This window comes from Enterococcus pernyi (assembly GCF_045371165.1).
GTDB classification, from domain to species: Bacteria; Bacillota; Bacilli; order Lactobacillales; family Enterococcaceae; genus Enterococcus_B; species Enterococcus_B pernyi.
In genome coordinates, this window is sequence record NZ_JBIQDM010000008.1 from 127,610 (window position 1) to 139,543 (window position 11,934).

The window sequence follows — 11,934 nt, forward strand, 5'->3', positions numbered from 1 at the left end:
CGTTTATCAAGTTGTGAAAAAAGCGATCAGCACTGAGGAATAAGACAAGAAAATCGAAAAATGGCTTTTTCATTTTGATTTTTTTGGCTTATTATTGAAGTGTTGCTTCTTGAACACCGTTCATTAACTGAAGAAAAGGAAATGAAAAAGTCGCTTCCGTCTTCTAAAAGACTGATACGACTTTTCCACTCTTATTTATTCGCCTTGATTCAATAAAATCGGTAGTGTATTTACGAGTTCTTCTTTCCGAACTTCGACCATTTCACCTGTTTTTTTGATTTTCACTTCGACGATGCCATCTACTGCTTTTTTACCGACGGTGATACGGATTGGACATCCGATCAAATCAGAATCAGCAAACTTAACACCGGCACGCTCATTGCGATCATCAACAAGTACTTGATAACCGGCTTCGTTCATTGCTTTTTCCACTTCATTCGTCAAGTTCGTTTGGAACTCATCTTTTAAGTTCATTTGTACGACATGCAAATCAAATGGTGCAATGCCTTTTGGCCAGTGAATACCGTTTTCGTCAGCATTTTGTTCAACGATCGCTGAAAGTAGACGGCTCACACCGATACCATAGCAACCCATGATCACGTGTTTTTCACGACCATTTTCATCAAGAACAGTAGCACCCATTGATTCACTGTAACGTGTACCTAGTTTGAAGATATGCCCAATCTCGATTCCTCGAGTGAAGGCTAATACGCCATTATTATCTGGCGAAGGATCGCCTTCTTGGACAAAGCGTAAGTCTTCATATGCTAGGACATTGAAATCACGTTCTGGATTGACATTGATATAATGGTAGCCAGTTTCATTCGCTCCCGCAATCGCGTTGGCCAGATCTTGAACATGACGATCCGCATAGACTTTGACTTCTTCTGCTACACCGATTGGTCCAACTGATCCAAAATCAGCGCCTAAATAGTTTTTCGCTTCTTCTTCTGTTGCTTCTTCTAAGAAATCTGCACCTAAGAAGTTTTTCAATTTCACATCATTGACTTCATGATCGCCGCGAACTAAAACTAGAACAGGCTGCTCATCTGCTGTGAAAAGTACAGACTTAATGATTTTTTGTGGTTGAACGTCAAAGAAAGCTGCAACCTCTTCGATGGTTTTCACATCTGGTGTTTCTTTCTTTTCCATTTCCAATTGTGTTTCATGGGATTTTTTTGGCACATAGTAGCTCGTCGCCATCTCCAAATTTGCTGCATAGTCACTTTCTGTTGAATAACAAATCGTGTCTTCACCAATTTCTGAGATTGCCATAAATTCTTTTGAGTCTTTTCCGCCCATCGCCCCACCGTCACCGATGATCGCGCGGAACTCTAGACCACAACGCTTAAAGATCTCTGTATAAGCTTTTTCATAATCTTTGTATGTTTCATCCAAACTCTCTTGAGACGCATGGAAAGAATAAGCATCTTTCATGATAAACTCGCGTCCACGCAATAGTCCAAAACGGGGACGTTTTTCATCACGGTATTTTGCTTGGATCTGATAAAGATTCAAAGGTAATTTTTTGTATGAATTGACTTCATCACGGATCAATTCTGTAAATGTTTCTTCATGTGTTGGTCCTAAGATCATCTGACGATCGTTACGATCATTCAAGCGATACAAGTTGGGACCGTATGTTTCATAACGACCAGATTCTTGCCATAACTCAGCAGGTAAAATCGCTGGCATCAACATTTCTACTGCGCCGATTTTTTCAAATTCTTCGCGCATGATCGTTTTTAATTTTTCTAATACACGATTTGCAAGTGGTAAATAAGAATAGATTCCAGCCGAAACCTGACGAATGTAACCGGCACGTAGTAAGATTTGATGACTTAATACTTCCGCATCATTTGGAACTTCTCTTAATGTTGGAATCAACATTTTTGATTGTCTCATTATATAAACTCCTTTATTCCTCAAATAATCTAACGCATGTCATTATACCCTACTTTTTCTAGAAAAAGAATCGTTGAATGTCATTCCATGTTACTAATACCATCAATAGCATCAGGAAGCCAAAACCAACGAGCGTCAAAACGCCTTCTTTTTCCTGACTAAGTGGTTTACCACGGACACCTTCAAAAATATTCAAGACTAGTTTTCCACCATCTAATGCTGGAATCGGTAATAAATTGACGATCCCTAAATTCATGGATAAGATAGCCATCAAACCAATGACTGTCATGATCCCTTGATTCGCTGCCTCAGAAGACAATTGGAACATCATCACCGGTCCACCTAATTTGTCCAAGCTAAAGCCGGTAAATAATGAACCTAATGCTTTGAATATTTCCAAAGAGCTACTAAATGCACGTTGTGTTCCACCGATGATCTTATCGAAGAAGCCAGTTTTCATTGGCGCTTGTATCCCAAGTTGACCAATTTTTTCACCATTTGACTCAATTGCTTTCGGTGTCACTTCAACAGAAGAAACCTGTCCATTTCGTTCAACTTCAAAATCAAGTGGTTTATCTGGATTTTCAGTAATGATCGCTGTCAGATCATTCCATGTTTGGATTGATTTTCCCTCTACTGAAAGAATTTCATCATTTTCTTTCAGTCCGGCTGCAGCCGCAGCTCCGTCTGGCGTAACAACACCGATTTGGTTGGTATTTGTGACAGTCACCCCGCCTTGCATGAACGCTAATACGATGAATAATAGAATTGCTAGAATAAAATTATTCATTGGACCTGCAAAGTTAGTTAACATTCGTTGCCATAATTTGGCTGATTGGAACTGCACATCTCTCGGTGCGATCCTCAATTCAGTCCCATCCGCCTCGATGATCGAAGCATCGTGATCCACTGCATACGTTACTTCTTGCGTTTCATCACCATTCACATAACCTGTGATCGTGAGTGCTTCATCAAGATCATAACGGATCAATTCCATTGGGATCGCATTGGTCAATTGGATCTTTTTGCTTAAATTGATTTTCTTTACGACATGATCTGAATCCATCAAGAGTGATAACGGCATTCCTGGGGCCATTTCCGTTTCGTCGTCCCCATTCCCAGCCATTCTCACATAGCCACCGATCGGTAACAAACGCAATGTATAAGTCGTGCCGTCTTTTGCTTGATGACCGTAGATTTTAGGTCCCATGCCAATCGCAAACTCGCGAACTAGGATTCCTGATCGTTTCGCAAAGAAGAAGTGGCCAAATTCATGTACGATCACTAAGATGCCAAAAACGATAATGAACGTGATAATTGTTCTCATCCTATTCTCCTTTACATTAATCATTATTTTTTATTCAGTTAAAATAAAACTACTTAATTTTACCATATTATCGACACTTCACCAAGCACCTATTAAAATGTAAAAAAATAAAAATCCTGTAAAGAATCTCCTTACCGATCGTGTCTGATTGACGGACGAAAAACTTTTGGCTTCGGAAGCTTCTTTTACAGAATTTTTATTTATATCAATCCAAATAAGTACATGACTGGAAAGACGAACAATAGACTATCGAATCGATCTAAGATCCCACCGTGTCCAGGTAAAATGTTCCCTGAATCTTTGACCTCATAGTGGCGTTTAATTGCCGACTCGACTAGATCCCCAAATTGGCCTACGATCGATAGAATGATCGTTAGGAGTAACATGACGAATAAGCCATGTCCAAACAATTCTTGTGGTGGATAAAGTAAGAAATATAGTAAGGCAACAACTAACGCACTACCTATTCCCCCTAATGCACCTTCAATCGTTTTATTGGGTGAGATATCTGGCCATAGCTTACGCTTACCAAAACGTCTACCAACTAGATATGCGCCAATATCGGTTGCCCAAACGATGAACAAGCCAAAAAGTAATACGTTGATTCCTTCTGTACGCGCACTAACAAAGTTTTGAAAACCAAAACCGACATATAAACTAGTAACAACTGGAAAACCAGCTTCATCGATCGTATACATATTTTTTGAGAAGACAGCGGCACCCAATAGGATCATCACAGTCAAATAAAACAACATAAATTCATTTGTTTGTTCAGGTAAAAAGAAAAACCAGCGCTCTTTCGGCAGGACAAGAAAAACTGCACCAATGGCAGAAAGAACTCCTTCAAAACTTAATAGTGTCAATCCTTTCATACGAAAAAGTTCATAGACACCAACTACTGCTAATAAAGCCGCTACTAGCTCAAGACCAATTCCTCCGATCCAAATGATCGGAATAAATAATGCCAATGCTACGACCGCAGTGATCACACGTTGCTTCATGATTGTTCTCCTTTATCTACACTTTTTACGCCACCAAAACGACGGTCTCGATGTTGATAAGAAGCGATTGCTTCCTCTAAATGGGCGCCGTCAAAATCTGGCCATAAGGCTTTTGAAAAATATAATTCACTATAAGCAATCTGCCACAATAAGAAATTACTGATCCGTTCTTCGCCACTTGTCCGGATGACTAATCCTGGATCGCGAAGTTCGGGAGGTAAGAAACCGGTCATCAAATGATCCGCGATCATGTCCTCGTCGATGTCTTCCGTAGAAAGATCGTTTTCTTTTACTTGTTCACTGATTGCTTTGACTGCAGAGATGATTTCTGCCCGACTACCATAATTCAGTGCGAAGTTTAAGATCATTCCCGTATTTTCTTTGGTTTGTTCAATGGCACGGCGTACTGCATCTTGCGTATGTTCCGGCAAAAGTTCTTCATAGCCCATCACTTGTACCTTGACATTTTCAGCAATCAACTCAGGGACGAACGTATCAAAAAAGTCTACAGGTAATTGCATCAAAAAATTGACTTCCTCTTTTGGACGTTTCCAATTTTCGGTTGAAAACGCATAGAGCGTTAACACCTTTACCCCAAGTCGAGAAGCTTTTTTAGTGACTTTCTTAACGGTTTCCATGCCTTCTTTGTGGCCAGCCACTCGTGGAAGACGACGGTTTTGTGCCCAACGACCATTCCCATCCATGATGATGGCGATATGTTTCGGGATATCTCTCTGCGCATCAAAATGGTGCTCACTTTTTTCTTGAATATATTTGTTTTTTTGCGGAAAAAAACGTAACATTCTTTTTCCTCCCATACTAAAAAATTACAACTATCTTTACCATTATAGCAATATCTATCGTTATTTCCTATGGTATAGCCCTTTTTTTACGCAAATTCAAAGGATTTTTTAGTTTTTCTTAGTCAAAAAGTAAAAAACAGGAGACAGCACTTCACACTGTCCACCTGTCTTTATTGATTCTTATACTTCAAGCAATTCTTTTTCTTTGTCTGCAGCGATACGATCTACTTCTTTGATACTATCATCTGTTAGAGTTTGCACTTCTTTTTCTAAGTCACGCAAATCATCTTCTGTGATATCGCCATTTTTTTGTTGTTTCTTGTACTCATCGATTGCATCACGACGAATGTTACGGACAGCGATTTTCGCATTTTCAGCTTCTTTTTTCACGTCTTTCGCTAATTCTTTCCGACGTTCTTCTGTTAACTGAGGAATGACTAAACGGATCACATTTCCGTCATTTGTTGGGCTGATACCGATGTCGCTTGCCATGATCGATTTTTCGATGTCTTGAAGCACACTTTTATCGAATGGTGTGATCATCAATACTCTTGCTTCTGGGATCTGGATCGATGCTAATTGGTTCAATGGTGTTGGTGCGCCATAATAATTAACAGTTATACGATCTAATAAGCTCGCATTCGCACGGCCGGCACGGATCTGTCCAAGTTCACGTTGTAGATTTTGTGCTGCTTTTTGCATCTTGTCTTTTGCTTCTGTCATAATTGCATCTGCCATTGTTTATTTCCCCCTTACGGTTGTTCCGATATTTTCACCTAAGATTGCTCGGCGAATGTTTCCATGTTCATTAAGATTGAACACAAGTAACGGGATATCATTGTCCATACTCAATGAACTAGCAGTTGAATCCATTACTTGTAATCCTTTTGCAATGACTTCCATGTGTGTCAATTCATCGAATTTCACTGCTGTTGAATCGATTTTTGGATCGGCAGAATAAACACCGTCAACATTGTTCTTAGCCATTAAAATAACATCAGCGCCAATTTCAGCTGCACGTAATGCCGCAGTTGTATCTGTAGAAAAATAAGGGTTTCCAGTACCACCGGCAAAAATAACGATGCGCCCTTTCTCTAAATGACGCTCTGCTTTACGACGGATGTATGGTTCTGCGATTTGTCGCATTTCAATTGAGGTTTGTACGCGTGTAGGAACACCAACATTTTCTAATGTATCTTGTAATGCTAAAGCATTCATCACAGTTGCTAACATGCCCATGTAATCCGCTTGTGCACGTTCCATCCCCATTTGTGCGCCAATTTGACCGCGCCAGATATTTCCACCGCCGACAACAATTGCCATCTCTACGCCTAACTCGTGGACTTCTTTGATTTCTTGGATGATTTCTTTGATAACTGGTGGTTTGATTCCAAACCCTTCATCTCCAGCTAAAGCTTCTCCACTTAATTTTAAGACGACACGCTGATATTTTGGTGTGACCATGTTCATTCCTCCAATATTTTCTATTGACATTCTACCATATCCAGATAGTTTAGGCACGAAAATACCTATGCTCCTGATATCTCTTGCCCTAAAAAAAAGAGCTGTGACGAATGTCGCTGCTCCTCATTTCATTCAAATAAGCGATGGAATCGATGGGGGCACAAAGAAAACGGAGAATGATCTTCATTTTCTTTGCCCCAAACATCGTCCCATTGATCAAGTCTATAAACCGGATTATTTTTTCACTTGGTTCATTACTTCTTCTACAAAGTTATCTTCGCGTTTTTCGATACCTTCGCCGACTTCAAAGCGGACAAATGATTTCACAGTTGCGCCTTTAGAAGCAACAAATTTTTCAACAGTCATATCAGGATCTTTAACGAATGGTTGGTCAACCAATGCTATTTCAGCTTTAAATTTGTTTAAGCGTCCTTCAACCATTTTTTCAACGATGTTCGCTGGTTTGCCTTCGTTCAATGCTTGTTCAGTCAAGACTGTACGTTCGTGATCTAATTCAGCTTCAGGAATTTGTGTTTCGTTTACATAACGAGGGTTGATCGCTGCTACGTGCATCGCTACGTCTCTAGCTACTGCTTCGTCAGTTGTACCTTCTAAAACAGCTAATACAGCAATACGTCCACCCATGTGTAGGTAACCGCCAAATGCAGCGTTGTCATCTTTTTCGATTACTTCAAAACGACGGAAGCTGATTTTTTCACCGATAACTTGTGTTGCTTCGATCAAGTCAGATTCAACTGTTCCTTTTGATGTTTTGATTTTCATTGCTGCGTCCATGTCAGCTGGTTTGTTTTCAGCAACTAGTTCAGCGATTTCTTTTACTAAGTCTTGGAACATTTCGTTTTTAGAAACGAAGTCTGTTTCTGAGTTGACTTCAACGATTGCTGCAGTATTACCTTTCACTGCAACTGAAGCAAGACCTTCAGCGGCGATACGATCGTTTTTCTTCGCAGCTTTAGCCATTCCTTTTTCACGTAAAAGATCTACTGCTTTTTCGATGTCACCTTCAACTTCAACCAATGCTTTTTTCGCGTCCATCATTCCTACGCCAGTCATGTCGCGTAGTTCTTTTACCATTTTAGCTGTAACGTCTGCCATTTTTTCTTCCTCCTAGTTGTATGCTTTTTCTTTAAAAAAAGCTGTTTCAAAGGAGAGTGAGGCTTGTCGCCTAGCCTTTGAAACAGCTCCATCATTTAAAAATTATTCTGCTGAAGAGTTGTCGCCTTCAACAACATCAACGATTTCTTCGATTGAAGTCGCTGTGTTTTCTGCTGAAAAATCTTCTTCAACTACTTGATCTTCCCCTTGATTTCCTTCGATGAAAGCATCAGCCATTTTTGAAGTAATCAATTTAACGGCACGGATTGCGTCGTCGTTTGATGGGATAACTACGTCGATCTCATCTGGATCACAGTTTGTGTCAACCATTGCTACGATTGGGATATTCAATTTGTGTGCTTCTTGAACGGCAATGCGTTCTTTACGTGGGTCAACGATGTACATTACATCTGGGATTCTTGGCATATCAGCGATACCACCTAAGAATTTTTCAAGACGTTCACGTTGTTTGTTCAAACCAGCAACTTCTTTTTTAGGTAGAACTGCAAAAGTTCCATCTTCTTCCATTGCATTGATTTGTTTCAAACGAGCGATACGTTTTTGGATCGTATCCCAGTTTGTCAATGTTCCACCTAACCAACGGTGGTTTACAAAGTATTGTCCAGCACGAGTAGCTTCATCTTTGATTGCTTCTTGTGCTTGTTTTTTTGTACCTACGAATAAAGCAACGCCGCCTTCTTCTGCTACGCTCTTCATGTAATCGTAAGCTGCATCTACTAATTTAACTGTTTTTTGCAAGTCAATAATGTAGATTCCGTTTCTTTCTGTGAAGATGTATTTCTTCATTTTTGGGTTCCAGCGACGCGTTTGGTGACCAAAGTGTACGCCGGCTTCTAGTAATTGTTTCATTGAAATTACTGCCATGTTTGTTTCCTCCGATTTGGTTTTTATTTTCCCTCTTCTTGTCTTCCAACTCGCTAGCCAACTTTTACAAGCACCGACCAACGATCCAACAAGAATGTGGATTTATTGAGTAGTGACGCAAGATACACCAAAGTGATCTTTTTCTGCTCAACATTCAATAGTTTAACTGAATTGGGCATAAAATTCAAGAAAAAAAATTAACTTACTTAATTTTTTGTGTCTTCTTTTTCTCCCTCTCATTTTTTTATTTTATTTCTTTGTTTTTTTATAAGGAATTCGTGAAAAAATAAACAGGTAACTGGAAAATAAAGATGGGCAATTCAACGTTTTTTTGTTATGATACTTGTGAAAAGTTTCGTTAAAGGAGAACTAAAATGCGAAAAACTGAGCGACACTTGTTGATTAAACAAATCATTGAAGATTATACGATCCGTACACAAGATGAAATGTTAGCTAAGCTGACTGAAATGGGTGTATCTGCGACTCAAGCGACGATTTCAAGAGATATACGTGACTTAAAAATCGTCAAGGCGCCTGATGAAAATGGTGTTTCCCATTTTGTCCTGTTCAAAGAAAAGGAGACAGCTGAATCAAAAAGCGAAGATGAAAAACGTTTGATCCAGATGATTGAAGATATCGTGTTAAAAGTGGAACGAGTTCATTTTTTGACTATCGTCCACACCTTACCAGACAACGCACCATTGTTCGCTGCTGTCTTAGATGAAATCAAACCGCCTCATATCGTTAGTACGATTGCTGGCTTTGATACAACGATCATTATTTCGAAAGATGATGAAGATGCGCAGTTAGTTGAAAACTTCTTGCATCATCCCACTACAGCTACAATTTTTTAAATACCATAACAAATAGTAATTGTATCTATATTTTTTGATGTTGGTGAAATTTGCCAGCATCTTTTTTATTTGAATCAATACTAGAGAAGAACCTTGAACCTCTCTCAAGTTGACTTAACCTTCAGTTACTACGAAATTTCCGCTATACCTCGCACTCAATGCCTCATAGAAACAACAATAGTAATGTTTTCCACTAGTAGAATAAATACAAATTTGAGAAACACCACAAGCGCTAAAAATCATATAAAGCTTATTTAACTTTGAATTAGGCAGGTATTGCTTGTTTCATTATAAACCTCTACTTTTTTCTGATTGACGAAAAAAACAGTCCCCAACACTCCTTATTTACATGTCATAATTTAATTAAAAAAATTTTTATAGATAGAAAGGAAAAAACGATTATGACCTTCTTCCCCTTTGTCGATCCCAATCGTCGACCACAAGCCAAGATTCGAAAAATCACAGAAGAACTCACACAAAAATTTCAAGCAATCGATCCAGATTTGACTTTGATACATAATGATAACTTTATTGATTATGGTCCAGAGGTCTTTCCACAACTTTCGTCGATTTACTGGGATCCTCGCGTGGCAAATCATCCGATGGAACATTTTGCGTACTCGGAGTACCAACTTAGATATAAAAACTATCCTCTTTACTGGTTTACTCCTTATGGTGAATGGCTTTACGAAACTTATAAAAAACCTGGAGGAACTCCAGATCCAGAAAGAAAAACTTTAAAAATGATTGAACAGACTCTCCTAAGAATCATTCATGACTATCAAGTGCGTAACCTACTCTACTGGAAAGACTTATTTACAGAAAAACAATTTGAACAGGAAAAGTTAGAACCTTATAAACGATTATCACAATTCGTTGGACCAGTAAAAATCATTAGTTCGCCAATTAGTTTCACTGACCCCAAACATCGATCTTTAGCTGCTGTAGAAAAGAATACCGAATTTTTAGAAACTCAATTAGATCACTTAGATTCTCAATTAACGGTGATTCATGATGATTCTTATATTGATTTTGGTCCGGATATTGGCCATTTTCTTGCGGAATGTCCTTATGATCCTGAAGAAGACGAGCCAGATGATCCTAGACGTTACTTATCTCACTATGATTACCACATTTATTTTAATGAGACAGCCATTTACGGACTTTCTCCTTATAGTATAGGAACTAGTTTTCATGGCGACTTCTTTAATGGGGGGATTGCTAATATTACGTACCTTGGACTTAGTAAGGAACTAGATGATGCGATCGAAGTGATTATGAGGAAATATATGCTCTATAATAAATATTACTGGCGCAACAATTATTCCTATGAAGATTTCCAAAAAATAGTGCGTAACTATAAAAAGACATGGAAGTTGAATTAATTCAACTTCCATGTCTTTTTATTTCACCGGATAGGCTGTTGCAACAGTTATTTTACCATTCATTTTAACATTTACATTTCCTTTTATCTCAAATCCAGCTGTGCTCTTACCACTAAATGAATGATTTCCGGGAGTGGTAAAATTATGTTTTTTTACAATCTGTTCTACCTCACTCGTAATTTTTTGAGCATCCCAATTATCTGGGAATACTGTAGATTCTTTGACCTTCAAAGTACCTGGATAAGTTATTTCGGCGTTATAAGGTTGCCCTTCTACTACAGTCTCTGTCGGCTTATATACAACTCCACTTTCTGGACTATAGAAATCAGGATGGCGCGAATGAGCACCTGTGATTTCAGGATTGCCAGTTCTTCCCGGTCTTACCTCTCCCGCCACATGGCGCAAGGCTTTACGGTTATAGTATTCGGTGGTTGGTAACTTCTCTACCAAGGCTTCATTTGGACACCCTTTGGTGATTAGAGCCTTTTCCGCTTCCAATACGCGAGCGGCTTCGGCTTCTTCGACTTCAATCGCTGTTAGGATGACTTCATCGGATTTGACGGTCCGTAAGACAGAAATCATTTCTGACCATGGTAAGCACATGGCGATGAGTAAGACGTCCATTGGTTCGGGCTTCAATTGGGACTGCTTGATGACCCAGTCGGTATTTTCGTAATTTGGTAAGTGCTTCAATACACTGCCACCGACTTCAGAAATCGCTGCAATGGTGGTGTCATCTAAACTCTTTGGCAAAGAATTCGTGCGTTCTTCATCAAACAAGCCATCGGCTAACGCATAGTAGTTGCAATAGACACCGAAAAAGCTTTGCACTTTGCGGATCGTATAGATGACTTCTTGGTTAAAGCCGATGTCGATTTGGTCTAAGGGAACAATTTCTTGCGTTCCCCGATACACAAACTCACCTTCTCGATCAATGACAACTTCTTTGTCATTGGCTTTCGCTGCGATCCGGAATAGATTGGTCTGAAACGTATCAGGTAATTGATCAATCAGCGCATCCCGCTCATCGATCATCTGACGGGTGATTTCTTTTCCGATGTCATTGACAGAATCAACATCTGTTGGGGCTACTGCCCCAAATTGGACGGACGAGTATTCTTTGACCAGTTCCAAGGCTTGTTCAGGTGTGGCGATTTCTGCTAAAAATGTATCAAAGTCCGTCTCCAAGGGAAT

Annotated in this window: 11 protein-coding genes; 2 read left to right on the plus strand and 9 right to left on the minus strand. The window is 39.3% G+C overall.

What is annotated here, in order from left to right; translation table 11 throughout:
- Positions 1-195: 195 nt before the first annotated feature.
- The 8 genes from ACH0AK_RS10645 to rpsB all read right to left on the minus strand — a co-directional run bounded on the left by ACH0AK_RS10645 (position 196) and on the right by rpsB (position 8,501).
- Positions 196-1,905, minus strand: a complete 1,710-nt coding sequence (locus ACH0AK_RS10645) for a proline--tRNA ligase (RefSeq protein ID WP_010735191.1) — start codon at positions 1,903-1,905, stop codon at positions 196-198.
- A gap of 58 nt (positions 1,906-1,963) precedes the next feature.
- Complete coding sequence (gene rseP / locus ACH0AK_RS10650) at positions 1,964-3,232, minus strand: RIP metalloprotease RseP (protein WP_062805088.1); 1,269 nt, start codon at positions 3,230-3,232, stop codon at positions 1,964-1,966.
- Between the two features lie 200 nt (positions 3,233-3,432).
- Complete coding sequence (locus tag ACH0AK_RS10655; RefSeq protein WP_023519848.1) at positions 3,433-4,233, minus strand: phosphatidate cytidylyltransferase; 801 nt, start codon at positions 4,231-4,233, stop codon at positions 3,433-3,435.
- Positions 4,230-5,036 carry an undecaprenyl pyrophosphate synthase gene (gene uppS, locus ACH0AK_RS10660; RefSeq protein WP_010735188.1) on the minus strand — a complete coding sequence of 269 codons (807 nt, stop codon included), beginning with the start codon at positions 5,034-5,036 and terminating at the stop codon, positions 4,230-4,232. The genes ACH0AK_RS10655 and uppS overlap by 4 nt, the downstream gene beginning before the upstream one ends.
- 180 nt (positions 5,037-5,216) lie before the next feature.
- A complete protein-coding gene (frr, locus tag ACH0AK_RS10665) occupies positions 5,217-5,774 on the minus strand; it encodes a ribosome recycling factor (RefSeq protein WP_023519849.1) in 558 nt (185 codons plus the stop codon).
- 3 nt (positions 5,775-5,777) lie between these two features.
- Positions 5,778-6,500 (minus strand): UMP kinase, encoded by a 723-nt coding sequence (gene pyrH, locus ACH0AK_RS10670; RefSeq protein ID WP_010735186.1) that lies wholly within the window; start codon positions 6,498-6,500, stop codon positions 5,778-5,780.
- Between the two features lie 234 nt (positions 6,501-6,734).
- Positions 6,735-7,616 carry a translation elongation factor Ts gene (gene tsf, locus ACH0AK_RS10675; RefSeq protein ID WP_010735185.1) on the minus strand — a complete coding sequence of 294 codons (882 nt, stop codon included), beginning with the start codon at positions 7,614-7,616 and terminating at the stop codon, positions 6,735-6,737.
- A 102-nt stretch (positions 7,617-7,718) separates the two neighbouring features.
- Positions 7,719-8,501 (minus strand): 30S ribosomal protein S2, encoded by a 783-nt coding sequence (gene rpsB / locus ACH0AK_RS10680; RefSeq protein ID WP_010735184.1) that lies wholly within the window; start codon positions 8,499-8,501, stop codon positions 7,719-7,721.
- A 374-nt stretch (positions 8,502-8,875) separates the two neighbouring features.
- On the opposite strand from rpsB, the gene ACH0AK_RS10685 reads away from it, so the two are divergent.
- Together ACH0AK_RS10685 and ACH0AK_RS10690 are read left to right on the plus strand one after the other, a co-directional pair.
- A complete protein-coding gene (locus ACH0AK_RS10685) occupies positions 8,876-9,355 on the plus strand; it encodes an arginine repressor (protein ID WP_010735183.1) in 480 nt (159 codons plus the stop codon).
- Between the two features lie 401 nt (positions 9,356-9,756).
- The gene (locus ACH0AK_RS10690) at positions 9,757-10,740 is read left to right on the plus strand and encodes a hypothetical protein (RefSeq protein WP_062805086.1); all 984 of its coding nucleotides are present in this window, start codon (positions 9,757-9,759) and stop codon (positions 10,738-10,740) included.
- An 18-nt stretch (positions 10,741-10,758) separates the two neighbouring features.
- Here the strand turns inward: ACH0AK_RS10690 and ACH0AK_RS10695 are convergent.
- Positions 10,759-11,934: EndoU domain-containing protein (locus tag ACH0AK_RS10695; RefSeq protein WP_499796889.1), on the minus strand; the 1,176-nt coding region annotated here is incomplete at its 5' end.